At 63.3% G+C, this 26432-nt stretch carries 24 protein-coding genes; 8 read left to right on the forward strand and 16 right to left on the reverse strand.

The genetic code is table 11. The features are described 5' to 3' along the window. The first annotated feature begins 252 nt into the window (after positions 1-252). The 3 genes from pth to PA01_11680 all read left to right on the forward strand — a co-directional run bounded on the left by pth (position 253) and on the right by PA01_11680 (position 4598). Positions 253-2022 (forward strand): aminoacyl-tRNA hydrolase, encoded by a 1770-nt coding sequence (gene pth / locus PA01_11665; protein ID KON82157.2) that lies wholly within the window; start codon positions 253-255, stop codon positions 2020-2022. Between the two features lie 79 nt (positions 2023-2101). Then, positions 2102-3214 carry a hypothetical protein gene (locus PA01_11675; protein ID KON82159.2) on the forward strand — a complete coding sequence of 371 codons (1113 nt, stop codon included), beginning with the start codon at positions 2102-2104 and terminating at the stop codon, positions 3212-3214. A 166-nt stretch (positions 3215-3380) separates the two neighbouring features. Further along, complete coding sequence (locus tag PA01_11680; protein ID KON82160.2) at positions 3381-4598, forward strand: UDP-N-acetylmuramoyl-tripeptide--D-alanyl-D-alanine ligase; 1218 nt, start codon at positions 3381-3383, stop codon at positions 4596-4598. A gap of 142 nt (positions 4599-4740) precedes the next feature. Here the strand turns inward: PA01_11680 and PA01_11685 are convergent, their stop codons facing one another. From PA01_11685 to PA01_11720, 8 genes are all read right to left on the reverse strand, one after another. Further along, on the reverse strand, positions 4741-5940 hold the full coding sequence (locus PA01_11685; protein KON82161.1) for a hypothetical protein: 1200 nt from the start codon (positions 5938-5940) through the stop codon (positions 4741-4743). A 68-nt stretch (positions 5941-6008) separates the two neighbouring features. After that, on the reverse strand, positions 6009-7103 hold the full coding sequence (locus tag PA01_11690) for a hypothetical protein (GenBank protein KON82162.2): 1095 nt from the start codon (positions 7101-7103) through the stop codon (positions 6009-6011). A 63-nt stretch (positions 7104-7166) separates the two neighbouring features. Beyond that, on the reverse strand, positions 7167-8963 hold the full coding sequence (locus tag PA01_11695) for an asparagine synthase C-terminal domain-containing protein (GenBank protein ID KON82474.2): 1797 nt from the start codon (positions 8961-8963) through the stop codon (positions 7167-7169). 107 nt (positions 8964-9070) lie between these two features. Next, positions 9071-10555 carry a lipopolysaccharide biosynthesis protein gene (locus tag PA01_11700; GenBank protein ID KON82475.2) on the reverse strand — a complete coding sequence of 495 codons (1485 nt, stop codon included), beginning with the start codon at positions 10553-10555 and terminating at the stop codon, positions 9071-9073. A gap of 177 nt (positions 10556-10732) precedes the next feature. Further along, positions 10733-11938 carry a pyridoxal-dependent decarboxylase, exosortase A system-associated gene (locus PA01_11705; protein ID KON82163.1) on the reverse strand — a complete coding sequence of 402 codons (1206 nt, stop codon included), beginning with the start codon at positions 11936-11938 and terminating at the stop codon, positions 10733-10735. A gap of 35 nt (positions 11939-11973) precedes the next feature. After that, positions 11974-13569, reverse strand: a complete 1596-nt coding sequence (locus PA01_11710) for an acyl-CoA ligase (AMP-forming), exosortase A system-associated (protein KON82164.1) — start codon at positions 13567-13569, stop codon at positions 11974-11976. Positions 13570-13663: 94 nt separating this feature from the next. After that, entirely contained in the window at positions 13664-14362 is a 699-nt protein-coding gene (locus tag PA01_11715; GenBank protein KON82165.1) for a GNAT family N-acetyltransferase, read from the reverse strand. Positions 14363-14367: 5 nt separating this feature from the next. Beyond that, complete coding sequence (locus PA01_11720) at positions 14368-15600, reverse strand: glycosyltransferase (protein ID KON82166.1); 1233 nt, start codon at positions 15598-15600, stop codon at positions 14368-14370. 160 nt (positions 15601-15760) lie between these two features. Here PA01_11720 and PA01_11725 point away from each other — a divergent pair, with 160 nt between their 5' ends. Genes PA01_11725 through PA01_11740 form a run of 4 tightly spaced genes read left to right on the forward strand, consistent with a single transcriptional unit; the run spans position 15761 to position 18410 of the window. After that, positions 15761-16009: a phosphopantetheine-binding protein gene (locus PA01_11725; GenBank protein ID KON82476.1), complete on the forward strand. Its 249-nt coding sequence runs from the start codon at positions 15761-15763 to the stop codon at positions 16007-16009. A gap of 8 nt (positions 16010-16017) precedes the next feature. After that, positions 16018-16854 carry a hydrolase 2, exosortase A system-associated gene (locus PA01_11730; protein KON82167.1) on the forward strand — a complete coding sequence of 279 codons (837 nt, stop codon included), beginning with the start codon at positions 16018-16020 and terminating at the stop codon, positions 16852-16854. Next, entirely contained in the window at positions 16841-17728 is an 888-nt protein-coding gene (locus PA01_11735; GenBank protein KON82168.1) for a hydrolase 1, exosortase A system-associated, read from the forward strand. The genes PA01_11730 and PA01_11735 overlap by 14 nt, the downstream gene beginning before the upstream one ends. Before the next feature lie 13 nt (positions 17729-17741). Further along, positions 17742-18410, forward strand: a complete 669-nt coding sequence (locus tag PA01_11740) for a hypothetical protein (protein KON82477.2) — start codon at positions 17742-17744, stop codon at positions 18408-18410. Between the two features lie 60 nt (positions 18411-18470). Here PA01_11740 and argB read toward each other — a convergent pair whose 3' ends face one another. The 3 genes from argB to PA01_11755 all read right to left on the reverse strand — a co-directional run bounded on the left by argB (position 18471) and on the right by PA01_11755 (position 21126). Continuing rightward, positions 18471-19370, reverse strand: coding sequence for an acetylglutamate kinase (gene argB, locus PA01_11745; GenBank protein KON82169.1), 900 nt, complete (start codon positions 19368-19370; stop codon positions 18471-18473). 84 nt (positions 19371-19454) lie between these two features. Next, the gene (locus PA01_11750; protein KON82478.2) at positions 19455-20612 is read right to left on the reverse strand and encodes a hypothetical protein; all 1158 of its coding nucleotides are present in this window, start codon (positions 20610-20612) and stop codon (positions 19455-19457) included. 94 nt (positions 20613-20706) lie between these two features. Beyond that, a complete protein-coding gene (locus tag PA01_11755; protein ID KON82170.1) occupies positions 20707-21126 on the reverse strand; it encodes an Hsp20/alpha crystallin family protein in 420 nt (139 codons plus the stop codon). A 138-nt stretch (positions 21127-21264) separates the two neighbouring features. Here PA01_11755 and PA01_11760 point away from each other — a divergent pair, with 138 nt between their 5' ends. Then, positions 21265-21489 (forward strand): cysteine-rich CWC family protein, encoded by a 225-nt coding sequence (locus tag PA01_11760; protein ID KON82171.1) that lies wholly within the window; start codon positions 21265-21267, stop codon positions 21487-21489. Here PA01_11760 and nudB read toward each other — a convergent pair. The 5 genes from nudB to aspS all read right to left on the reverse strand — a co-directional run bounded on the left by nudB (position 21486) and on the right by aspS (position 26415). Continuing rightward, on the reverse strand, positions 21486-21947 hold the full coding sequence (nudB, locus tag PA01_11765) for a dihydroneopterin triphosphate diphosphatase (GenBank protein KON82172.1): 462 nt from the start codon (positions 21945-21947) through the stop codon (positions 21486-21488). The two genes, PA01_11760 and nudB, sit on opposite strands and share 4 nt — an antisense overlap. 8 nt (positions 21948-21955) lie before the next feature. Next, complete coding sequence (locus PA01_11770; GenBank protein ID KON82479.2) at positions 21956-22399, reverse strand: barstar family protein; 444 nt, start codon at positions 22397-22399, stop codon at positions 21956-21958. Beyond that, a complete protein-coding gene (locus tag PA01_11775; protein KON82480.2) occupies positions 22396-22761 on the reverse strand; it encodes a ribonuclease in 366 nt (121 codons plus the stop codon). Before PA01_11775 ends, PA01_11770 begins: the two co-directional genes overlap by 4 nt. A 63-nt stretch (positions 22762-22824) precedes the next feature. Next, the gene (locus PA01_11780; protein KON82173.1) at positions 22825-24447 is read right to left on the reverse strand and encodes a response regulator; all 1623 of its coding nucleotides are present in this window, start codon (positions 24445-24447) and stop codon (positions 22825-22827) included. 168 nt (positions 24448-24615) lie between these two features. Beyond that, positions 24616-26415: an aspartate--tRNA ligase gene (gene aspS / locus PA01_11785; GenBank protein KON82174.1), complete on the reverse strand. Its 1800-nt coding sequence runs from the start codon at positions 26413-26415 to the stop codon at positions 24616-24618. Between the last annotated feature and the right edge of the window lie 17 nt (positions 26416-26432).

Consider the following 26432-nt stretch of genomic DNA (forward strand, 5'->3'; position numbering starts at 1 on the left):
CAGGCGAGGAAAGCTTAGGAAAACCGCGTCCATCGAAAGCCTCGATTGTCCAGGGGCAGGGGGCATCTGAGACACAGCATGTATTTTTCAGGGGTGTCGATGTACGTAGCTGATCGCGGAAGACAGGTGGCGTCCACGATAACGGACTGCGTTCGCGCCGTTAAAAGAAGGGCCCGCACGGTTTGGCGGAGCGTCAGTTGGCGGTCCGAATACTTGGGCGTCTATGTCCGAGCGTGGGTGCAGCGGTCCCGGTTGGACGGGGTCACGTTTGTCGGAATCACTGGCAGTGCGGGGAAGACGACGACGAAAGACCTCGCTGCGGCTGTGCTCGGCACGCTCGGCCCATGTGCTCATACGGTGGCGTCTGAAAACGAGCCGATCTTCGCGGCGCGAACGGTGCTCGAGACAACGTCAGATCACCGCTCGTGCATCGTCGAACTGGCGGCATTTCGCCCGAATTGCCTCGACGAGTCGATTCGCCTGCTGCGGCCGAACATCGCAGTGCTTACGCTCATCGCGCGCGACCACTACACCCGTTTCAAGAGCGTCGAGGGAATCGCTGCCGAGAAGGGCAAACTCATTGACTCATTGTCCGCGGACGGCACCGCGGTGCTCAACATCGATGATCCGTTGGTGAGGTCGATCGGCGAACGGTGCAAGGGGCGGGTAATCTGGATCGGCGCCGGCGAAGGCGCGACGTTGAGGCTACGCGCGGCGACTTCTCGATGGCCCGACCCCCTGACACTCGAGATCGAGTTCGAAGGCCGAGCGTATTCCGTCCGGACGGGCCTGTACGGAACGCAGCTCGCATTGCCTGTGCTGGCCGCGCTCGGCGTAGGTGTCGCAGCAGGTGTGCCGATCGAGCGCGCAATCGCGGCATTGGCAGCGGCACAGCCCGCAGAGGGGCGAATGCAGATTGTCGAGGGGAGCGATGGTGTGGTGTTCGTCCGCGACGACTGGAAAGCGCCGCTCTGGTCGCTGCAGCCGCCGCTCGATTTCCTCCGGGATGCAAATGCGAAGCGCAAGGTCGCCGTCATCGGCACTTTGTCCGATTACTCGCTTTCCGCGTCGAAACTCTATCCAAAAATTGCCCGACAGGTATTGGAACTGGCCGACCTCGTCGTATTCGTCGGCCCTCATGCAATGCGCGCGTTAAAGGCGCGGCGGGGGAGCGACGACGATGCGCTGCATGCTTTTCCCGATATTCGCGACGCCGCGATCTGGTTGAGAACGGCGCTGCGGGCGGGCGATCTCGTACTCTTGAAAGGCTCGAACAGAGCGGACCATCTGGTTCGCCTGATGCTCGACCGATACACGAACGTCCTGTGCTGGCGTGAGCGTTGCAACCGTTCATATTTCTGCGGGCGATGTTCTCTGGTCGGGACCCCCGGGCCATCCACGGACGCCCATCGTCATTCAAACGAGCCTGCTGCGGACAACATCACAGCAGGCGCTCCGCTTACCTCGACGCCCGTCCTCGTCGGCCTCGGCAATCCTGGCGAACGGTACCGCCACACGCCCCATAACGTCGGCCATCAGATTCTGGACGAACTCGTTCGCGCTGCCCGATCCGAGTGGGTCGCTCGTCCGGAAGGGGCAGTCAGCACGATTGTCGTTAACGACGTCACCGTGAAGCTGTTGAAACCTGGTACGAGCATGAATCATAGCGGGTCCGTCGTGCGCAGCTTCCTTGAAGCGTCCGGTTGTCGCGCCGAGCAGTGCATTCTCGTCCACGACGATGTGGATATCGCTTTGGGCGATGTGCGAATCAAACGTGATGGAGGGGATGCCGGGCATAAGGGAGTGCGCTCGATTATTTCTGCTCTGGGCACCGGCGACATCACACGCATTCGCGTCGGTGTCCGGCGCTCGGGAGACGAGCGGCAGGCACGGCAGCTGGTGCTGGAAAAGTTTTCGGCGATGGAGGAACCCGCTTTATCCCGAGGCGTCGATCGAGCCACCGCACAAGTGTGGCAGGTGGTCGCTCAGATGAACTCTGTCCGACTTGCGGAAGTTCCGTAGGCCGGGTCAGGACGCCTTCACCTATCGATCCGGCAAAAGAAACGGATTTCCAAGGCGTGAACCCATTCTGAAGCTTCTCATGATCAGAACCTTATCCGAATTAGGTCGCAGGGTCGCCTACCTTGCCAGAAACCGGCGCGAGATCCTGCGCCTGTCTCAGCTCGATTGCAACAGCCATCCACTCGACCGGCGAAAAACCGAAAGGCAGCGCTATATCGACTTTCTCTATATGACTCTTCGATGGGGAGAGCCCTCTGCCTTGTATTACGCACAGCAAGTCGACCTGAATGGAAGAAACGTTCGCAAAGATTTTCTTCCATATCAACATTTTCGTCGCATCCGTGATTCTCACAATCGAAACGGTGTTCAGGGGAGAACGTTCAATTACGTGTGCCTGTTGCAGGACAAGCTTGTGTTTGAGCGCTATTTTTCATCGACCGGTGTGCCGACTGCACCGATACTAGGCGTTGTTAAGGATGGCCTTTTCAGCACTGTTCCGACCAATTCGAGCGCTTCCCGCGATTTCTGGGTCTGGGGCCAAGAAAAGTGTGCGCGCCAGGCTTTATTCTGTAAGCCTCAAGATGGTATCAAGGGCGACGGCGTGTTCAAGCTCGAATTCGCGGAAGGCCGGGCGTTCGTAAACGATGTCGCGGTCACGCGTCAGGAGCTGTTGAAGAAATTCGGACGGTCCTACCTCGTTCAGCGACTGATCCCTCAGCACCCTCAGATCGCCCGTTTCCATCCAGAGTCCCTGAACACTCTGCGGATGATTACATTCAGCGCCGATGGTGAAATTGAGCTGTTCTTGACGTACCTCCGAATGGGAGCCGGTGGACGTGTCAACGACAATAATAACGAGTCTCGTGCGGCTGTGCGCGTCGATGCCGAAACCGGCCGTCTCTACGATACAGGCTTTGCGATACACGGAGACGAGCCGGTGCTCGCCGCTGAACACCCTACTACCGGCTGCAAATTCTTGGGTCAGGAGATTCCCTATTTCGGGCGCTGCCGTGAACTCGCGATTTCCGCACATCGTCAGCTCCCGGGGCTCCTCAGTGTCGGATGGGATATCGCGATCACGCCGGACGGTCCGTTGTTGCTCGAAGGGAATGACGACTGGGGAGCGACGATTGCGATGTGGCTGATGCCGAATTTCCGGGAACAATTCATGGCCCGGACGTGGAAAAGGTGACCCGCCGGCGTCGTATTGAAGAATCGAAGCCCGGAACGGGGCAGTTGGTTCCGTTTCGCACCGGTTTTCGGATCCGCCGGGGAAAGGAAATAACTCTTTTGCTTGGGATGACCTCTATATGATGACCTCGCCTATTTCCATGAGATTGATTGAGGATCTCCGCGATATGAGAACGGAGTTCCTCGCTGCTTGTCTGAGATCGGCTGCCGGGTTCGAATATTCCCGTCATCCGGTGCCTATTGTCGCGATCACCGGCAGCGCGGGGAAGACCACCACAAAAGAATGCGTCGCGGCCGTCCTTGCCAGCACATATACGGTTCGCAGTACGGTCGGCAACAGAAACGACAGGACCGGAGTCCCCAGTACTTTGCTCGGGCTATCCAACCTGACGTCCCTGAAGAAATTCCTCGGGGCGACTCCTTCGTTACTGTCCAGGCTTGTCCGTGGCCAACCAGAGGCCGACTATCTCGTCCTGGAGATCGCCGCCCGACTACCGAATCAGATTCCCAAGCAGCTTCGTGTTTTTAGTCCGTCGATATCCATCGTTACGTCTATCGGTCCGGCTCATCTCGCGACCTTGGGCGCTATCGAGAACGTCGCCAAGGAAAAGGGAAGTATCGTCGCGGCCCTTCCTCATGACGGCTATGCGATCCTGTTTCAAGACGACGAGAATGTCCGGAATATGGCCAAACTCCATTCCGGCCAGACCTTGTTTTTCGGATTTTCATCCTCGGCGGATGTGTGGATGGACAGCCCGAGGCGCTCGGGTTCCGGATTGACAACGGTGCTGCATGACCCACATGGGGCGATGGAAATGTCATTTCCGCATCTTATGAACCGCCATCATCTGAATGCGGTCCTCGCGGCCTGGTGCGTCGGTCTGATTGCCGATGTGCCGCGTGGCGTCATGGCTTCGATCGTCCAGGATTACGCTCCCAAAAACGGCAGGGGGACAGTGTGGACGAACGGCAATAACGAACTCTTTTACGACGACACGTTCAACGCCAACCCCCTTTCGATGCGCGCAGCACTTGAAACGTTCAGGGAGATAGCAGGAGACCGTCGCCGTATACTGGTGCTTGGGGATATGTTGGAACTTGGCGAGGGAAGTGACGAACTTCACGAATCGGTGGGGCGTGCCGCTGCGGAGGTGGGAGATGTTCTGATCACCGCAGGAGAGTACGGCGGCAGCTATGTGAAGGGTTTTACCGAAGCCAATCGGAGCGGAAGTGTAGCGCGTTGCAAGGACGGCAGCGAAATTTACCAGGCGTTGTGCGCAGAGCGACGTCGGAACGGTGCGGTGCTCCTGAAGGGATCGCACGGTTCAGGGATGTACAAGGTGGTGTCGCGGATCAAGCAGGAGTCGATCGCGAGGCTGAATTGAACCCGGTTTTCAAACGTGAAACGTTGCTCGTCGGACGACAACGGGAGGCAATACAGGTGTGCCAGTCGAGGCTGCACGCCCGTTCGAAGACGGGCTGTTTCTCGACTTCGCGCCGGCACGCCATCGCGGGCTTTCACGCGAACTAGGCGGCTTGATGCTGTTTGGCCTGGTAAGCGTAGTCCGGGATCGTCAGCCCGTTGTTCAGGCGCCCTGCAGTTTTTGCGAGCTCCCGGCCGAGCGGTCCGCTCAGCAGCCCGTACTCGACGCCGGTCTGGACGGAAATGCAGCGAGGACGGGTGTTGATTTCGATGACTACCGGACCCTCGTCGGTGAGGCCGATGTCCCACCCGATGCACGGAAGGAAGTTCAGTCGCGTTGCACTTTCGCGGACGAGCGCTATGACTTCATTCCATTGGGGAATGATGATCCCCTGCAGCGGGGCGTGGGTAAAGGGGTGACGTGTCACCGCTTCCGGTGTCCCGCTGTCGAGACACACGGCCAGGCGCAGCGTACCGGTTTCCATCTCGATCGGAGCGATCAGTCCGCCGCCTGCCACATTATCGGTGGGGCTGTGCCCGCTACCCATTCTGAGTGCTGCGCCGAGCAGATCGACACCCTTTGTCGATGTCAAGGTCATTATTCGTGCAGTAGGGCAGACCTCGGGCACGATTTTCGCCAAGGCCTCATTAGGTTTCAGCCGGCGCTGGATCAGGAACCGGCCAAGTACGCCGTCGACGACGAGATGTCGAAGAATTTCCTCTACGGTAATCGGGATCCGGTCTGGAATTTGCTCCCATTTCCCGACGTTCGACTTCGAGCGCCCGACGGCCATCGCCCCCTCACCGAGGCTCCCGTCCGCGGGCTTGAAAAACAGTTCCTCTCCTTCGTTGTCGCACAGGAATCGTCTGGTCGCCTCGACGGTGTCTAGGCGTCGTCCGAAGAAAGGTTTGTGACCCGCGGCGGTGGTCGCAAGGGTGTCGGGGGTACGAATCCCCGAGGATGCCGCAAAGATGTGGAACAAGGCTTTGTCGCGCGCGATAACGTCGTAAACTGCAGGATTCAGCCGGTTGAAATAGCGCCATTTCTCGTAAGAGCCGAGGAAGGTTCGCTTTTGTTCGGCCGTCAGTGAATCACGGTATAGCGCGAGGTGGTAATAATCTTCGGCGCAAATCGCATTGCTGTGCAACAGGCGCGTTTGTTCGGTCACCCGCTTCCGGAATGTCCTGAAATCCGGGCGGCACTGGGCCCGGTGCCAGGAGAGGTCGGCGACAATCTGCTTCGAGAATTCGATGTATCGCTTGCACAGCCGAAGGAAATCGACGGCGGGATTTCTGCTGACCATTCTGTCGCCTCCTGCAGTGTTGACGCCGAGCTGGGGAACCGCGCTTCGGGGGGCGGATCGTCCTGCGCTCAAGCCTTTGACGCGAGAGCGGGTAACAGGCGCGTGTTCACGAGTTCGCTCTTCAGTCCACGTCTGAGCGCGACCTGAAGGAGGTCCACATCGTAGGTGGGATTTGTCTCCACGATTAAGGGGCCGCTGTCCGTGATTGCGACGTCCCAGCCGAGGGTGGCCAGATTCGGAAGCGACTTGTGGGCTGCGACGATCAGCTTCTTGAGCTCGGACCAGAATGGAAGCGCAAAGCCGGAGATTCGGTTTTGGGTGTCCGGGTGGACGTCGACATCCATCATTTCCGGCCAGTCCTTACGCTTCGAGCCTCTCGCGACTCCGACTATTCCCGTCTCCATTGTGATCGGTGCGACCAGATTGCCGGATGCCCCGTGCGAAAAATTGTCGGCGCGGTTCTTCCCGACTGGAATGCGAAGAACCGCATAGGGCAGGGCAACGATGCCGTTCTCGATGAAGGTGACCGCGCGGATCGTCCCGAGGGCATGGGAGGACATGATGCGGTGCAACTGTGCATGGGATCGCACCAGAGGTTGAACGATCCACCCGCGCCGCCCTTTCAGGCGCTCCAGGCAAAACGCATGAAGATCGGCAGCGGCGCCGTTTCGCTCGCAGAAACGCCAGTTGTCGTTCCCACGTCGTTCGGCAATGAAAGCGTCTATTCCCCAGGTTCCGTCGATCAGTTTGATGAAGACCCTGTCCGGCGCGGATCCCATTTGTTCAACCCACAAGGAATTGTCGACGCCATTCAACGTCGGGTCCTCGCTGGTACGGTCGATCGCGCCGAGAATCGGGATGCTCGGGAGCGCGTTGGCTTCGCAATGACGAAAGAAACGAAGCTTGTCGTTGACGATTTCCCGGTCCTCGGGCGCGTTAATCCGTCGCATGATCTTCTTCAGCCCGACATCGATGATGAATTCGGGCCAGTCGGTTCGCGGGACGCTGGCGAGATCGTAAAGCGAGTGAAAACGGGGGCCGATGTCAAAGGCGGCGCGGGCGACGAGGACGCTCGTCAGTCCGCGCGGCGCACGCAGCGGGTTTCCCGACGACGCCGATCGGATCGCATGACGGTAATCGGAGACGAGTGAAAGCGCTTTCATTGCAGGCCTCGCGCGAGCGATGAGGTGAGGTTGAATGTCCTTCCGATCGACCATGACATGGACTCAGGACACCGGTGATCCCGACGGCAGCGGTTCCTGCGGACGCGACGCGGTTTCGCGGAGCGAATCCTCATGCGCGCTCAGCCAATGCTCGAGCGCCATCAGTATCCACACCATTTCCCCGTAATAGCCGGGGTGCGCTGGCAGCAGCTCGTCGAGGAGTTTTCGCGCGAAGTCGCGCCGGACGATCCCGCGTTGCGCGAAATTTCTTACCGCTCCGCTGGCCAGATCTTGAAGCCCGGAATGCGACGTCGCCCACACGCCGAACGGCAGCCCGAACCCGTGCTTCTTCTTCGCGATGATCTCGTCGGGAAGGAATCCCTTCAGCGCTTCCTTGAAGAACCAGCGCAGCGTCAGACCCTTGAGCTTCCATTCGGGCGGCAGGCGCAGCGAGAAATCGACCAGTTCGTCCGACAGGAATGGGAAGCCGACGTCGAGGCCGGCCAGTTGCGTCGTGCCGACGACCTTGGGCAGGTCGTTGTCGGCCAGCGTGTATTTCCAGTCGAACGCGAGCATGCGATTGATGAGCTTGTGCGCGCGCACGTCGGACCAGGTCTGCCGCTGGATCTTCGCGGGGTGCTCGATGTCGATGCCGGCGAGGAAGTCGGGCGTGAATATCGACTCGATGCCGATGCGGTGGAGCAGGTTGTACATCTCGGTGCGGTCGGGAAGCGGTACGCGCGCCTGCTCGACGTAGCTCGCGCCCTTCCGGGCGAGCGGCAGCCGGTCGATGCCGGGAAGCGCCAGTGCCGGCTCGATGACGTGTTTGCTCAGCGCGCCCGGCACGAGGTCGTACCAGCTGAAGATGCGCTGCTTCGCGTAGCGCGAGTTTCCGCCGAAGAGCTCGTCGCCGCCATCACCGGCGAGCATCTTGTCGATGCCTTCGGCCCGCGCGCGCTGCGCGCAGATCCACGCGGGGACGGCCGAGGAGTTTCCGAACGGCTGATCGAAATGGGCGGTGACTTTCGGGATCGCATCGAGCAGGTCGTCCGGCGTGACATAGTATTCCCGGTGGTCGAGGCCGAAATGGCGTGCCGCGATGCGCGCATATTCCATCTCGTCGTATCCGGTTGCGTCGAATCCGATCGAATACGTGCGGGGAGGCTTGGCGAGCACTCTGCACAGCATGCCGGACACCGTCGAACTGTCGGTCCCGCCCGACAGGAACGCGCCGACGTTTCCGTCCGCGGCTTCACGGGCAACCGCCTGCTCGACGAGTTCGAGAAACTCGCGCTTCAGCGACGGAAAATCGCCGCTTCGCGGTTCGTCGAATACCGGCTGCCAATACGGCTCGGTGTTCACCGCGCTTCGTTCCCCGGTCACCGAATGGGCCGCGGGCAGGCGATGGACGTCGGTGAAAACCGTCTCCGGTGCAGGGATGTGATGGAAAAACAGGTAATCGAAGATTGCCTGTTTGCCGACGGCCCGCGCCGGCCCGGGTACGCGGTCCGCGCGGTCCGAAAAGGCGAAGATGCCGCCGTCCCGTGCGTAGCAGAAAGGAAGCGAACCGAAACGATCGACTGCGGCAAGGCAGCGACTGCGCACCGGGTCGATCATGACGACCGCGAACCGCCCGGCGACGCCCGCGGGTGCGCGTGCCCCGGACGATGCGAACGCGCGTAGCCACGCGACGGCCGGGCCGTCGTCGACCGCGATGCGGGCGAGGCCGGGGTCCCGGAAACGCGGTGCGCCCCACGCTGCGCAGACGCTGTCGGAGGACTGCGCGACCGACATGCCCGGCGCGATGGCGAGCATGCCGCCGGGGCAGTCGATGCGCTTCAATCCCTGAGCGAAGCGCATATCGAATCGGGGGGCTTCGCCCGTCAGACTGAAAAGCCCTTGAATCATCGGAAGCAAGAGCAACCTCCCTTGGTCGGTTTTCCGCGGGCGGCGGTGCCACCCGGGGTTCAAGCGCGGCGTCGGCGCAGGCCGCGCAACTTTTCCAGAAGATACGCTTCGGCGCCGTCGGGACGGCCGACAAGCCACCACAGCACGAGGATGGCGAGCGAATAAGTCGCCGCGCCGACCAGCACTTTCGAGGCAAGCAACAGGGGGCTTGGCAGCGCCATCGCCTCTCCGGTGTAAAAAACGGCGAATCCCATCAGGATCACGGCGCCGACTGGCCGAGCGATCGAGGCGAGGATGTCGGTGAGGCGCAATGGCGCGAACTGCCGGAGCAGCAGCGCAATGAACGCGACAAAACCGGTCACTGCAACGGCAAGACGCACCTGGGCAATGCCGAGTGCTCCGGCGTCCGGGAAGGCGAGCAGCGCGAGCGCGGCGAACAGGACGACCTGTCCCCATGCGGTGAGCGCGGTCAAGCGGGTCTTGCCGAAGGTCAGCAGGATGTACGTGCCGCTTGTCGTGATGGCCCGCAGGAAACCCATCACTGCGAAGATCTGGATGAACGGCACGGTGATGCGCCATTTCTCGCCGAGAAACACGGTGACGAGCTCGTCGGCGACGAGTGCGACGCCGATCGCGGCGGGCATCGCGATCAGCGTCTGCACCCCCTGCGCGAGCAGGAAGACGCGCTTGAGTTCGGCAAGATCGTTCTTGACGCGGACGAAGGCGGGAAACAGCACGCGGTTCAGCGGCGCGAGGAGCTCGGTGCTCGGCATCGACGAGATCTGGCCTGCGAGGGAGTAGGCGCCCATCACGCCGGCGTCTTCGCGTCCGCCGACGATGAGCGAATGCAGCTTGCCCTGCAAATACCCGCCGATGCTGCCGACCAGCATCCACTGCGAAATGCCGAAAATTTCGCGGAATTTGGCGAGGCTCGGCCGCGGGCGCATCGGATGCATCGTGTAGCTCTGAATCAGACCGACCGTGCGGCCGGCGAGGTTGCCGATCACCAGCGCCCAGTACGACTGCAGGAGCCACGCGGCGACGATCGTCACGACGAACCCCGCGAAGCGCTTCGTGAAGAGAAAGCGGAAGTCCTTTCCGAACTGCATGTTCTTCTGAAAGGACACGATGCCGATGTTTTCGAGCCCGTGCAGCACGAAGGTGAGCGCCAACGCCTGGATCACCGGCGCCACGCGGGGCTCGTTGAAGTAATCGGCGGCCCACGGCGCGGCAACGAAAACGATTGCCGTCGAGATGACGCTCTGGATCAGCCGGATCGTCCAGGCGGTGTCGTAGTCGGCCTGGGTCGCATTCCTGTTCTGGATCAGCGCGACGTGCACGCCCAGTTCGAACAGCACGTCGGCGAACATGATGACGAGCGAGGCCATCGCGATGATGCCGAAATCGGCCGGCACGAGCAGCCGCGCGAGGATCAGCATGCTGACGACACCGATCAGGCGGTCGGACCACCGCATCGCCACGGTCAGGAATGCACTGCGGACGACGCTCGTGGGTTTCCCGCTGCTCATCGCGATATCAGTCATCGGTGGCGCCTCGACACGGACTGGCGCATGTCTCGGGGTTCGCATGTTCGGGGCAGGCGCGTGTCGTGGGCGCGAACGGCGCAAGGACATGGCGCTGCTCGCTCTTCACGACGAGCGGCCTCGGGCGGGACGGCGAGGCGGGTCGGTTCGTCTTGCATGCAGAGCGAACCACGCGCGTCAGACCAGCACTTCGACAATCGGCGGATGCCCGAGAAAGCCCTGCGGGCTCGCGCTCGCGCCGTACGCGCCGGACTGGAACACGACGACGAGGTCGCCAGGCTGCGCGCGCGGCAACGTCATGCGTTCGCCGAGGAGATCGAGCGGCGTGCAGAGCGGCCCGACGACTGACGCGGCTTCGACGTCGGCGAGGCCGAGGCGATTGCCGATCGCGACCGGATAGTTCTTGCGGATGACTTGGCCGAAATTGCCCGAAGCCGCGAGGTGCTGGTGCAGTCCGCCGTCGGTGACCAGATAGGTATGGCCGCGCGACACCTTTCGGTCAGTGACGCGGCAGACATAGACCCCCGCTTCGCCGATGAGGTAGCGGCCGAGCTCGATGACGATCGCCGCGTGCGGCAGCTGGCGTGAGGCCTGCGCCTGCAGCGACGCGAGATTGTCGGCGATCGGCGCGAGCTCGAGTCGCTGCTCGCCGGGGAAATACGGAATTCCGAAGCCGCCACCGAGATTGAGAAACGCGACCTCGGCCGGGGCATGCTCGGCGAGCCGCAGGGCGAGCTCGAAGCTTTTCCGCTGCGCTTCGACGATCGCGTCGGCCTTGAGGTTCTGTGAGCCGGCGAAGAGGTGGAACCCTTCGAACGCGAGGCCTGCGCGGCCGATCTCGACGAGAAGCGCCGGCACCTGCTCGGCATCGACGCCGAACTGCTTCGGCCCGCCGCCCATCTTCATGCCCGAGCTCTTGAGCTCGAAGTCGGGATTCACGCGGACGGCGACGCGCGCCGGCAGCCCGAGTTCATCCGAAATCGCGGCGAGTAGCGGAACCTCGCGGAACGACTCGACATTGACGAGGATGCCGGCGGCGACCGCCTGCCGCAGCTCGCTTTCCTGCTTGCCCGGGCCGGCGAAACTGATGTCGCGGGGCGCAGCACCGGCGTCGAGCGCGACGCGCAGCTCGCCGGCCGACGCGACGTCGATGCCGTCGACGAGCGGCGCCATGTGGCAGACCAGCGCGGGCATCGGGTTCGCCTTCATCGCATAGTGCAGTTCGATGCCCGGCGGCAGCGCAGCGCGCAGCTCGGCGACGCGCCGCGTCAGCAGCGAGCGGTCGTAGGCGTAGAACGGCGTGCGCCCGACCCGCGCCGCGAGCTGCGTGAGCGGCAGGCCGCCGATCAGCAATTCCCCGTGGGCGATGTCGAATTGATCCATCCGCGCGTGGCCGGGAGGCAGTTTTGGCTCAATGCTCATGGTGTTGGCGAGTTCATTTCGACAAATTCAGAAGAGAGCGTCTTGCGGTCGATCTTGCCGTTGGGGTTGCGCGGCAGCGGTCCTTCCCGCACCTCGATGTGCGCCGGGACCATGTAGGCCGGCATTCGCTTGCGGCATTCGGTGAGCAGGGCCGGGACGTCCAGCACGCAGCCCTGCGCAGGGGTCGCGACGACGCAGATCGACTGCCCGAGAGTCGGGTGCGGAACGCCGAAGGCGACGCACTCGCCGACGAGACGGGTCGCGTAGAGGATCTCCTCGACTTCGGTCGGGCTTACGCGGTAGCCCGACGTTTTCATCATCTCGTCGCGTCGGCCGATGAAATACAGGAAGCCTTCTTCGTCCATGCGCACGTTGTCGCCGGAGAACACCGCGACCTCCGGCAACACCAGTCCTGCCTCGCGGCCGGGCAGCGGCTTGAAGCGCTCGGCCGTCTTTTCCGGATCGTTCCAGTAGCCGAGGGCGACGAGCGCGCCCCGTTGCACGAGCTCGCCGGGCTCGTTCGGCGCGCACGGCGTGCCGTCCTCGCGGAGCACCAGGACTTCCGAATTCGGAATCGCCTTGCCGATCGAGTCCGGGCGCCGGTCGACTTCCTCGGGTGGAAGGTAAGTCGCGCGGAACGCTTCGGTGAGGCCATACATCAGGTAGGGTCGCGTGCGCGGCAGCATTTCGCGCAGCTTCGTCAAGGTCTCGAGCGGCATACGCCCACCCGTATTCGCGATGTAGCGCAGATGTTCGGAGACGTCGTCCGCCCACGTCAGCTGCGAGAGCTGGATCCACAGGGGAGGCACTGCCGTGAGCCCCGTGACACGCTCGCGCGCGACCGCGTTGAGCACGTCGCGCGGCAGCAGGTAATTGATCAGTACGACGCGCGCGCCACTGTGGAAGGCCGTGGTAAGTTGCGAGAAACCGGCATCGAAGGACAGCGGCAGGGCGGCGAGGAGCGTGTCTTGCGGCCGGTTTTCGAGGTAGCTCGCGACGCTCTTCGCGCCGATCACCATGTTCCGGTGGGACAGCACGACGCCCTTGGGCCGGCCGGTGCTGCCGGATGTGTAGAGAATCGCTGCAAGGTCCGTATCGATGAGGCGGGCGGCTGGCGCTGGCCCGCCATTGTCGAGCAGCTCGTCCCAATGGTGGGCCGAAGTGCCGGACAGCACCGGCAGCTCGGCCGGCCGGCCCGTGAGCACGACGTGACGCAAGTCGTGGCAGTTTGCCAGCGTCGCGGAAAGCGCCGCGAAACGCTCCGGCGACGTCACGAGCACGCGCACGCTGCAATCCTGCAGGATGTACCCGACCTGCTCGGCCTTGAGGATCGGATTGATCGGGACGAACACGCCGGCTGCGCAGGTCGCACCGAACGCGGCCGTGACGAACTCGAAACGCTTGTCCAGATAGATCGCCACCCGCTCGCCGCGCGTCAGCCCGAGCCGGTCCAGCCCGGCTGCGAATGACGCGACGTCGCCGGCGAGCGCCCCGTAGGACAGGGTGTCGGAAGAGAAGGTGAGCGCGGGAGCATCGGGAGCGCGCTCGGCAGACGCTGAAACGAGGTGGTGCAGGAGAAAGGTTGCGTTCATCGTTCCGTGCCGAAAAGGGTTGAATGCCCGACTTTCATGACGGAAGTCTAGCCCAAGCGCGATCGACAAGACGCGACAATTCGTTTCCGCCGGCTCATCCGTCGGCAGGAGGGTGGAGGCGCAGCACCGGGCGTGACGCCGGGGACAGGCTGAAGTGCACGAAAGGCGGCGCACCGATCACGGCGACCTGCAGTTTTCCGAGACAGAGGAACGTCGCAGTGTGGAGCTTGCGCACGCCGAGTCGCGAGTGTGACGAAAGCGATGCCGGATTGAACGTGGATATGCGCGAGAAACTCCAGCGAACGCCTTGTTCGTCGAGATGCGAATTGGCCGCATCCCACAGGCGCGCAAACGTGCGGCCGATGCGATACGCGGGTTCGACGTAGACGTCGAAATCCCAGGCGCTGGAGTCCGGTTGTGCGAGCTCGTAGCGGCAGCGGACTTCGTCTTCCTCGTAGGCGTCGCGGGCAAGCCACAAAAAGCCGGAGAACTGGCCTTTCGATTCGGTCGCGAAGCAGGTGCTTCCGGTGCGGAAACGTCGGGCGATGACGGATTTCGCCCGGGGAAACTGCTGCACAAGTGGATCGTCCGGTCGTACCACCCTGACGGAATTCTTCGTCGAAGGCCGGCACTGCGCCTGAGCCGCAGGCGGGATCGGCTGCGCGACGAGCACGTAGCGGATGAGCCGTGCGCGCCCGCCGCTTGCCCGCTGCAATGCCCGCCCGAACGCGTACAGCAGGCCGTTTGCCCAGCCCAGCTTCTCGATGCTGGCGGAAAGCTTGGCGACCGGCATTTTCGTCAGCGGGAGGCGGGCGCGGCGCGATCGAGCAGCGACGCCAGCTCCCGGGTGCGCTCGCGCCGGGAAGCTCCCGCGATCGCGGTCTCGTTCGGTAACGTGCCCTGGTGCCGGTCGCCGACGAAGCGGCGCAGCAGATCGCCGATCGCGCCCGGGTCATCGAGTGGCGCGATGGCCTCGATCCCCGCGTTGCGAGCAACGCGGGCGGTATCGCCGGCCGGATCGGTGAGCGCCAGAATGGGGCGTCGTGCGCGCAGATACTCGTACAGCTTGGCAGGCACTTGGGCGTTGCAGTTCGCGGCCTGCAATATCAGCAGACCGTCCGCTCGCACCATCTCCGAAAGCGCGTCGCGGTAGGCAATCGGCGGCAAAATCTCGATCACTTCGGCAACGTCGTTGTCGGTTGTCAACTGCTGGATCAGCCCTTTGTGCACCGGCGCCCGAAAACGCAGGCGCAGGCGGTCGAAAGTGCTTCTGTCGCTGTGCTTGAGCTCTTTCAGCGCGGCAAACAGTGCAGTCGGGTCGCGCTCGCTCGGATAGACGATGCCGCTGTGGAGGAGCGTCAGCCGGTCGGCGTCGAGGGGCGAGCCGTCGTGCGTTCCTTCGAAAGTTTCTTCGTCGTAGCCGTTTTCCAGCAGGCTCATGCGCATGGCCCGCGCCGGGTATCGCAGCTGGTAATCGTGAAGTGCGCTGGGCGTCGTGAACGTGCTGAAGGCGGCGCGCGCAATGCCCGTTCTTTCGATTCGTTCGAAGCTCCGCCAGACCGAAGGATCCTCCGGGTAACCATCCTGAGCCATCGGGTCGCGAAAATCGGCGATCCACGGCAGGCCGCTCAGGCGCTGCAGCGTATGGCCGATGCGATGCGCCGTCGCGAGCGGATAGGTGGACCACAGCGCGTGAGGGCGATACTTTCGAATCGTCGCGAGTCCGGTCGGCACCGCACTCAGCCACCAGGACATCCAGCGGTCGGGACGCGCGAGTACCTGCGGGTAACGCTTGCCGATCGCGAAATGCCGCGCCGCATCCCAGGCGCGCGTGCGGATCACGGTCGTGCCGGGAGGAATATCGCGTAACTGATCGTTTCCGGTGCCGAGGTAAGCGCGCGGGTCGACGGTGAGTACGATCGGCTCCCAGCCGAACTCGGGAAGGTATCGGACGAACCGCAAAGTGCGCTGGATACCGCTGCTTCCCTTGATCGGAGGAAAGTGGAACGCAACCATCAGCACGCGTTTCATCGTGACAGCACTCCAGATGGACATTCTCTTGCGCCGCGCGAGGGCAACGGCGGTTCTGACGGTCTTGCGTTGTGGCGGACAAACGGGCGCCTATAATAGCAGCCACCTGTTGCAAGGCCTTATAATGTGCTTTGCCCTTCTAGCTATTTGGAGTATGTCGTTGGATATCAAGAAAGAAGTCTTGTCGATCCTCGACGAGGTGCTGAGCCTGAACGGGCGCACTTCCGGTTTCGACCTCGATACGCGGCTGCTGGGCGCCGTCCCTGAGCTGGACTCGATGGCCGTGGTCGGAGTGATCAATCTGCTGGAGGAGCGTTTCGGCATCGTCGCGGAGGATGACGAAATTGACGGAGCCACGTTCATGACTGTCGGGTCGCTGGTCGATTTCGTGGCGGGCAAGCTGAGCTGACCGGGCCGATGCCCGTCCGCCGTTCTGCTTTCTTTCTCCCCGTCGAAGGGGGCGAAAAGCGCTTTTGTCTTGTCACCGCGCCCGCAGGCGAACCGCGCGGCGCAGTCCTGTACGTTCATCCGTTTGCCGAGGAGATGAACAAATCCCGGCGCATGGCAGCGCTTGCGTCGTGGGCGTTTGCCGAACGCGGCTGGATGGTGCTGCAGGTTGATTTGGGCGGCTGCGGTGACAGCACCGGCGATTTCGGCGATGCGACCTGGCCGGGTTGGCTGATCGACGTCGATGTGGCATGGCGATGGCTGCGTGAACGGACGCGCGGGCCCATGGTCGTCTGGAGCCTGCGAGCCGGAAGTCTCGTGGTTTCAGACTGGTTGAAGACGCAGCCCGCTTCGATGCCTTTGCTGTTGTGGCATCCGGTCACAAACGGGCACCAGCACCTCACCCAGTTCCTGCGGTTAAAGGGAGTCAGCCGGATGATGGAGGATGGCGACGCGAAGGCGACGATAGCGGCCCTACGGGCGGAGTTGCAGGCCGGGCATCCCGTCGAAATTGCGGGTTATGCGCTGTCGCCGGACCTCGTCGGAGGGCTCGAAAAAGCCCGGTTCGAATTGCCGTCCGGCTTCACCGGATTGGTCGCCAGCCTCGAAATCGTCTCATCCGAGCGCCCCGAGCCCACTCCGGCGGTGGCGCTGCTCGCCGAACGCTGGCGGGAGCGGGGAGGGCAGTGGTCGGCCGATGCGATCGCCGGGCCGGGATTCTGGCAAACCCTGGAAGTCGAGGTCTGCCCGGCGTTGATCGATGCGTCCGTCGCTGCCCTCGAGAGCGTCGGCAATGAAGTACAGTGAGGACGCCGTCGTTTTCAGTTGCGCCAGCGAGACGCTGATCGGCGTGATCGCACTGCCGGAGCGCCCGTCCGGAGTCGGGGTCATGATCGTCGTCGGCGGACCGCAGTACCGTGCTGGCAGTCACCGTCAGTTCGTTCTCCTGTCCCGTTTCCTGGCCGAGCGCGGAGTAGTGTGCATGCGATTCGATTATCGCGGGATGGGTGATTCCACCGGAGGGACACGCGACTTCCGCGACGTGGACGGCGACATCGCGGCAGCGGTCGACAAGCTCTTCGCGCTGGCGCCGACTCTGGATGGCGTCGTGCTCTGGGGGCTCTGTGACGGCGCCAGTGCGTCGTGTTTTTATGTGCCGAACGATTCGCGCGTTGTCGGAGCAGTGCTCGTTAATCCGTGGGTCCGGACCGAAGCGGGTGAGGCGCAGACTTATCTCAAGCATTATTATCGGCAGAGGCTGACGGACCCGCGCTTCTGGAAAAAGCTGGTCGGAGGTCGGGTTTCCCTGCGCGCCTCGGTCGCCTCCTTGCTGGCGATGGCGGGCAGGGCGCGCTCCGGCGCGCCGCGTGCGAACTCCGCTTCTGCGGCGCCGCCCGATTTGCCGAACCGGATGTCGGCAAGCCTCGAGAAAGCTAAGATTCCATTCGCCATAGTCCTCAGCGGGAACGACTACGTCGCGAAGGAGTTCGAACTGGAAACGCGCAAGCGCCCCGCGTGGCGGACCCTGTTGGGCGACCGGCGGCGAGCGGAAGTCGTCACTTTCGCGTCGGCCGACCACACGTTTTCATCTGAAGAGAAGCGCGAGGCCGTCGCTGTGGCGACATGGAACTGGTTGGTGCGAAGAAACTTTTGCCGCGGGTCAACTGAAACGGCTGGGTGAAGGAGGTGTCGGGATGAGTCAGGCGTCGAAGGTTTCGGGAGGTATGTTGCTGACTGCGCTCTTCTTGCTGTCGGCGCCCCCGTCCGTGCAGGGCGAGGTGCTGGGCGAAGCCATCTGCGGTTCGCTGGATAACGCGTATGGCCCCTACGACTATCGGACTGACAAGCACAAGCTGGCGGTCGTCGAGAGGCACCATTTCAATCGAGACGTCGAGAGTCTGCGCGCGGGGATCACGACCTCGAAGGTGGGCGGGGACATCTCGTACACGCTGCGGGCGTTTCCGAACCATCACCGGGCGCTGCATGCCGTCGCGCGGCTCGCGGTGAAGGAAAAGAAGGCTCGCCCGGCGGGGTCGAAATATTCGATCGACTGCTGGTTCGACCGGGCGATGCGCTTCAGTCCCGACGACGGGATGGTCCCTCTGACTTACGGCATCTATCTGTTCCAGATCGGGAAGAAGGAAAAGTCGCTGAAAATGCTCGAGGCTGCAGAGAAACTCGGCGAAAACAGCGGAAACTTTCACTACAATGCCGGGCTGATCTATGCCGATCTCAAGAAGTACGATCGCGCGCTAGAGCACGCACATGCGGCTTATGCGAAAGGGTTCAATCTTCCCGGTTTGAGGGGGAAGCTCGAGAAAGCCGGAAAATGGCAGGATCCGGCGCCAAGGAAGCAGAACTGATCCGGGCTGCCTGAGGGGCGAGCGCATCCTGCCCGCCCCGTGATCGTGGGGAGTGCCCGCTCACTTACTCTTGATCATCGTGCCGACACCGTGATCGGTAAGGATCTCCAGCAGCAGCGCATGCTCGACGCGGCCGTCGATGATATGCACGGACTTCACTCCGTTTCGCGCCGCGTCGAGGGCCGAGGCGATCTTCGGTAACATGCCGCCCGACAGCGTTCCATCTTCGACGAGTTCGTCGATCTGGCGTGGCGTGAGGCCGGTCAGCAGGTTGCCGGCCTTGTCGAGCACGCCGGGTGTGTTCGTCAGCAGCACAAGCTTCTCGGCCTTCAGGATTTCCGCGAGTTTGCCGGCGACGACATCGGCGTTGATGTTGTAGGTCTCGCCTTCCTCGCCAACCCCGATCGGGGCGATGACCGGGATGAAGTCGCCCTGATCGAGAAATGCGATCAGGCTCGGATCGATCTTCGTGATCTCGCCGACCATGCCGACGTCCACCAGATCGCCAGGCGCGTTTTCCTTCTGCATCAGCAGCTTCTTCGCGCGGATGAAGCTCGCGTCCTTGCCGGTCAGGCCGACGGCCTTGCCGCCATGCTGGTTGATCAGATTGACGATCTCCTTGTTGACCTGCCCGCCGAGCACCATTTCGACGACTTCCATCGTTTCCGCATCCGTGACGCGCATGCCCTGGATGAACTCGCCCTTCTTGCCGACGCGGGCGAGCAGGGTTTCGATTTGCGGGCCACCACCGTGAACGACGACCGGATTCAGTCCGACGAGCTTCAACAGCACGACGTCACGCGCAAAACAGTCCTTCAGGTGCGGGTCGGTCATCGCATTGCCGCCGTACTTGATGACGACGGTCTTGTCGAAGAAGCGTTTGATGTAAGGGAGCGCCTCTGCAAGGATCTCGGCCTTGCGGGCAGGGTTGACGTCTTGCGGTTTGGTGATACCGGTCATGTAAAGGTCCTTCGACTGTGCGAGTGAGTTCGGGCCGGGCTTGAGCGGAAGGGCAGCCGAGGGGGCAAGTTTAATCCGTGAACCCTATGGCGCGTACTCCGAAGTCTGGAAGGCTCCGGGAGCCCACCGTTGCGGCGGCTGCAGTGCGCGCGTGCCGATCGGCAATGCGAACTCCGCTGCCGGGGCGAGACTGTAACCTCGCGCGTCCCCGGGGGGGCTGCCGAAGCGGCGCAGGATCGAGTCGGAGGCGAGCGTGAAGTCGAGGATGTCCGGAGCGCCGAGGAGCGCGGCGACTGCGGGAATATTGCCGCTGAACTCTCCGTGCGCACCGAGGGTGAATACGCCGAGGCCGACCGTGAGGTTGTTTACCGCCTTGACTTCGGTACGCGGCGGCAGCGCGCCCTTCCAGATCCGGAGGAACCACGCGCCGGTCATCCGCTCGCTGATCAGCGTGTTGTGCGACAGGTAAAGCCCGCTTTCAGGCCAGATGTTTCCTTCCGCCCCGTACGCTACGACGACCGGGTTCTGCGTCGCGGCGCTCTGGCCGATCACGTTGCCGACGACGAATGTCGTGCCGCCGTTGGGAAAATCGAGCTCGTACGAAGCTTCGCCGCCGGGGCCGTCGTGGATCAGGTTGTAGCGAATGTCATTATGGCGGGCGCGCGACTTGATGAGATGGCCTTCGTAGCCCTGATGAAAACGGCTGCCGGTGACTTCGAGGCGGGCGATGCGACCGACGTAAAGCAGATGCGGCAAAGCAACGTTGCGCGGGGCCTGGGCGAAAACGGAATTCTCGATGCGCAACTCGGTGTCCGGATAGTTTGCGGTGAGAATGCCGTTCTCGTTGCCGATAAAGCTGCTCGCGCTGACATGCAGCCGTCCGCGCTCGAGCCGGACCGCGGCGCCGTTTCCGTCCGGTACGCTTGCGCCCCGGAACTCGACGTTGTGGATCCGAACGTCCCCGTTGCGGATCACCCAGATCGCCTTGCCTTCGGCGCTGGCTCCATCCGCGATCAGAACGGGCCGCTCCCCGACGCCGCGGATCGTGATCTGCTTTTGTCGCCAGACCGCGACATCGCCCCGGTATTCACCCGGCAAGATTTCGACGATGTCCCCGTCCTTGGCGTGCTTTGCCGCGTCGGCGATGCGCGTAAAGGTTTCGTGCGGGCCGACGCGGAGGATTTCGGCGTAGACCGTAGCGCTGAATCCGAGCGAGGCGATCAGGACAGCATGGATGCGCACGGCGCTTCCGAAAAGGCCTTGTCGCGCCGGTTTCAACAAAAAATTCGCCCGGCGGACCAGGCGAATCTTCGAGACGCCATTCGGGCTGGGGATGTCACGTGATCGTCAGCCGCTTTGCCTGCGCCGGCGCTTTCTTCGGCAGGCTCAGTTCGAGCACGCCGTCATTGAACTTGGCGCTCGACTGGCCTTCGTCGATCTCCTGGCCGAGCTGGAAGCTGCGCGACACTTTGCCGAAATAGCGCTCGGTGCGCAGGACGCGCTCGCCTTCCTTGACGTCCTTTTCCTGCTTGCGTTCGGCGCTGATCGACACGACCGGGCCGTCGATGTGGACGTGGATGTCCTCTTTCTTGATGCCCGGCAACTCGGCGTGCACCTGGTACGTATTTTCGTCTTCCTTGACGTCGACCCGCATCTGCGGCGCTTCGCCCTGAATCCCGGCGGTCATATCGACGGGACGAACGAAAAACCCGCGCAGCAGATCGTCGAACGGATCGCGACGGATGAGATTGCTCATGTTTTCCTCCTATGCGCCAACACGGTCATCATGGGTTTGAACCGCTTACGTAGCCAATATAGGTGCGGGAGGCGGCTTTTCAAGCTTTCGGCCGCGCGGGGGAAGTAATATCTCGTGTCCTGTCCGGAGTATTTCCACATGAGCGACCTCACCGGGAACACGATCGGGAACGACGTGGCCACGAACAATTGCCCGCGTTGCGCCGCCGCTTTTACCTGCGGCATGGCGGCTGGCTTGCCGGCGTGCTGGTGCGCTGCGCTGCCGCCAATGGAGGCGATGCCGGACGCGGAGATCGGCTGCTACTGCCCGAACTGCCTGAAGACGCTGCTGCTTGCGGCGGGCGAGCCGCCCGCCGCTCTTTAGTCCGGAGCGGTCGGCTGCTGCGCAGCAAGCTGCGGCAGCATCAGGATCGCGTCGCGGTTGGTCCACGACGATGCTTTTCGGGCGGCTTCCTCGAGCGGCAGCCACAGCTGCAGCCGGTGCTCGGCGGGCGCGAGCCTGACCGGGCGCGGGGCGGGCACGCAGAGACTGAACACGTGCTCAGTGTTGTGGGTGACGCCGGGCGCATAGCGGGCGCGCCAGCCCTCGATGATTTCGAAGCGGTTCGTGTGGTGCCAGTCATGCAGCTGGCTCGAGGACACTGCCAGGCCGGTTTCCTCGTGCACTTCCCGGATCGCCGCCTGCAGCGGTGATTCGTCCGCTTCGAGGCTGCCGGTCACCGATTGCCAGAAACCGGGAGGAACCACCCGTTCGAGCAGCAGCACCTGGAGCGTCGCGGTGTGGATGACGACGAGGACCGAAATCGGCCGCTTGTACGGCAAGTCCGCCCTCACAGCGTGCGAAGGTGCACGATGCCGTTTGCCGTCAGCCCGACGAAAATCCACAGGGGAACGCCTTCGTCAGCTTGTTCGCGCACAGCTTCGTCGAAGATTTCCAGCGCGGTGATGAAATCGGCTTCGGCGGCGCCGCGCAAGCGGTCCGCATGTTCGAGGATGATCACGTAACCGTCCGCCGGGAGCCACGTCATGTCCCCGAGGCAGTCGGCAAGCGCATCCCAGTTCTGCCCGAACCAGTCCGGAAACTGGAGGCCGGCCGCGATCCGGGCGAGAAAATCCCCCTTGTCCGCGCAGCCGGACAGATCGACCTGCAAGACCGGGAAATCGAGCTCGTGCGCGGCGCGGGTGATCGCCTCCGCACCGTGCTGCGGCAGGTGGTAGACCCCTGCGCGCTCGGGCTGCTGCAGGACGGATGCGAGTTCGTTTTCGGCGATCATGGCTGGGGCTGGATTCTCCGGAAACTGCGGTAATGGTCGTCCGTATAGTAGAACACCGCGGGCGGGTCGCCGCCGGTCACGAGCCGCCGCGCCCCGCGATCCCGCGAACCCGGCGTCGGGACCGTGTATTCGCGATAGTAGCCGCGCGGGTGCTGCGGCAGGAGCCGTTCCCGGTTCTGGAACACGATGCCGTCGCGACGATAAGGAAACGGGCCGCCGCGCTCGATCAGCTGCAGCGTGGCGATCGCCTCGGGCGGCAAGCCCTGCAGTCCGGCGGCGGAAGGCGTATCGCGTGTGCACGCGGGCAGGGCCGCCAGCGCGGCGGCGAGGAACAGTGCGAATCGGAGTGCAAGTCGGCGCATCGGGTCTCGCGTGCAAGGGCGCTTACGGCCTCGAAATCGATGGAACAGCAGGCGGGGCGGGCGTCACGCCTGCGTGCGAACCGCGTGTTTTCTCGTCAGCTGGTGCATGAAGCCCGTGATTGCTTCGAGCCGGGGATTGGCCGGATCGAGCCGGCGCGTGCGGGCGATCAGACTGCGGGCGTGGGCGGCGAGACGCTCGTTCCAGCCGCGGTTCTCGATATGTCGCAGCAGCGCGAGCGCTGCATTGAACAGTACATGCGGATTGCCGGGCATTTTTTGCACCGCGCTCAGCATTTCCTGCACCGCGCCATCGTAATCGCCGCTCCTGACCTTGTCCGCGCCGGCCGCGATGAGGCCTTTCACTTCAAGATGGACGCGTTGTTCGAGTTCTTCGGACATGTCCTCGCGCCCTTTGGCGCGCAACATCGCCCGTGTTGTCTCGACTGTCCGCTCATCGGCGGAATTGCGCAGAATGTCCATCACCAGCATGCTGCCTTCGGTCTCGAGATCGTTGTCGAGGCAGGCCTTGGCGAACTCCTGCTTCATCCCGACAGACAGGCTGGAGACGTCGGCGCCGTCGCGGATGGCGGCCTGCAGCGCAGCCTGGGCACGCGCAGGCGACCCGGTCTGGCTGTGGTACAGCGCTTTCGACAGGGAACTGCACAGCGCCGTCGCAGGCAGTCCGTCCATCGACCGTTCTAGATCGCGGATCGTCGATTCGGCCTCGCTGACGCGGCCCTGGCCGAGTTGTGCCCGCACCAGCCGCACGTGGTCTTCCGGGTCGCGAAAATCCGAATACTTGCCTTTGCGCACCACTTCGGCCAGCGTGCGCTCGGCGCTCTGGTGGTCGCCGACCGCGAGCAGGACATTGCCGAGGTAACGCAGGCGCCCGATCCGGTGCGGCGACAGCGCGACCGCGCTGGCAAGAACCTCGCGGGCCTCGTCGATGCGGCCGCTTTCCTCGCGGGTCCGGGCGAGCCAGTCGTAGGCGTCGATGTAGCGCCGGTTCTCGGCGACGAGCGTCGTCAGGATGTCCTCGGCCTCGCGGTATTCCTTCCGCGCGAAAAGCATTTTCGCGAGGCCGAGGCGTGCCCAGGGGATGGTCTTCACAGCGAGGATTTCCCGGTAGCGTTCCTCTGCGGTGTCGGTGTGGCCGAGTCCGCCATGCAGCTCGGCTTCGAGGCGCATGAAATCGATCGCGTGGCGGGGGTGTTCGCGGCGGCCGCTGATGCACGCCTCGATCGCGTCGTGCGTTTCCCCCGCTTCGATCAGCCGATACGCCGGGCGAAAGGCGTCGCGCTTTTCGAACGCGCGCTCCAGCCGCGAATGGAGGGTGTCGGGAGTGAGCGGCTTGAGAATGTAATCGTTCGGCGCGAGCTCTGCGGCGCTGATGATCCGCTCGTAGTTGCGCTCGCCGGTGATCATGATGAACAGCGTGTCGAGCGGGATGATGTCCCGGGCTCGCAGGTCTTCGAGCAGGTGCTGCCCGTCCTGGCCGTCACCGAGGTTGTATTCGCACAGGATCAGGTCGTAGCGCCGCTCGCGCAGGCGAGTGATCGCCATCCCTGCCGACGGCGCGAAATTGACCGCAGCGATGCCGATGTTGTTGAGCATCGTGCGCAACTGACCGCGCATGCCCGGGTTGGCTTCGATGATGAGGACGTTGATGCGGTCGAGGTCTGCCATGAGGGTGCGACGGGATCGTGGAGGGCGCCGGGGAACGGTTCGTGCCGAAGCTTACGGCATCCGGGGCGTGATTTTTAGGCCCTTTCGCCGCTGTCGTTCGTCACGGCAAACAAAAAAGGGCAGATGGTGTCCCACCCGCCCCGTGTCGCTTCCGGTGTTCGGCGAGGCTCAGGCCTTCGCGACTTCGACCTGGGTTTCGAGCTTCTGCCGCAGGCGGATGTGCAGTTCGCGCAGCTGCTTGTCGTCGACTTCGCCGGGCGCGTCGGTCAACAGGCACTGGGCGCGCTGCGTCTTCGGGAACGCGATGACGTCACGGATCGACTCGGCGCCGGTCATCAGCGTCACGACGCGGTCGAGGCCGAACGCGAGGCCGCCGTGCGGCGGCGCGCCGTACCTGAGCGCGTCGAGCAGGAAGCCGAACTTCAGCTGCGCTTCCTCGTCGCCGATATTGAGCGCGCGGAACACCTTGCTCTGCATGTCGGCGCGATGGATACGCACCGAGCCGCCGCCGATCTCCCAGCCGTTGAGCGCGAGGTCGTAGGCTTTCGCGAGACATTCGCCGGGAGCGGACTCGAGCAGCTCGACGTGCTCGTCCTTCGGCGCGGTGAACGGATGGTGGCACGCGACCCAGCGCTTGCTGTCTTCGTCGTATTCGAACATCGGGAAATCGACGACCCACACCGGCGTCCACGCGGCACCGCTGACGTAGCCTTTCTCGTGGCCGAGTTTCGTGCGCAGCGCGCCGAGCGCGTCGTTGACGACTTTGGTCTTGTCGGCGCCGAAGAAGATCAGGTCGCCCGACTGCGCGCCGGTGCGTTCGAGGATCGTGCGCAGCGCCTCTTCGTGCAGGTTCTTGACGATCGGCGACTGCAGGCCTTCATCGTTCGGCTTCGTGACGTCGTTGACCTTGATATACGCCAGGCCCCGCGCGCCGTAGATGCCGACGAACTTGGTGTATTCGTCGATCTCGCCGCGAGTCAGCGCGGCACCGCCCGGCACGCGCAGCGCCGCAACGCGTCCGCCGCTCGTCGCCGGCCCGCTGAACACCTTGAACGCGACATCCTGCACCGCGTCGGTGACGTCGGTCAGTTCGAGCGTGACGCGCAGGTCCGGCTTGTCGGAGCCGTAGCGGCGCATCGCTTCGGCGTGGGTCATGCGCGGGAACGGATTCGGCAGCTCGACTGCGAGCGCTTCGCTGAACACGTAGCGGATCATGTCTTCCATGATCGCGGTGATCTCGGTCTCGTCGAGGAACGAGGTCTCGATATCGACCTGCGTGAACTCCGGCTGGCGGTCGGCGCGCAGATCCTCGTCGCGGAAGCACTTCGTGATCTGGTAGTAACGGTCGAAGCCGGCGACCATCAGCAGCTGCTTGAACAGCTGCGGCGACTGCGGCAGCGCGAAGAACTGGCCGGGATGCACGCGCGACGGCACGAGGTAGTCGCGCGCGCCTTCCGGCGTGCTCTTTGTCAGCATCGGCGTCTCGACGTCGATGAAGCCCTGGCCGTCGAGGAAACGGCGGAACGCCCTCGCGACCTTGTAGCGCAGCATCAGGTTCTTCTGCATCTGCGGGCGACGCAGGTCGATGACGCGATGCGCAAGGCGCACGTTCTCCGACAGGTTGTCGTCGTCGAGCTGGAACGGCGGGGTCACCGATGCGTTGAGCACTTCGAGCGTGTGGCACAGCACTTCGATCTCGCCGGACACGAGGTTCGCGTTCTCGGTACCCGCCGGGCGGCGGCGCACCTTGCCGGTCAGTTCGACGACGAACTCGTTGCGGATCGATTCGGCAGTGTGGAACGTCTCGGCACGATCGGGATCGCACACGACCTGCACCAGGCCTTCGCGATCGCGCAGGTCGATGAAGATGACGCCGCCGTGGTCGCGGCGGCGATGCACCCAGCCGCACAGCGTGACGGTCTGGTCAAGGTCGGCGGCGGTGACTTGGCCGCAGTAATGGGTTCGCATGGGTCAGGTTCCGGAAA

Origin of the sequence: Azoarcus sp. PA01 (assembly GCA_001274695.2) — a bacterium.
Classification (GTDB): domain Bacteria; phylum Pseudomonadota; class Gammaproteobacteria; order Burkholderiales; family Rhodocyclaceae; genus Aromatoleum.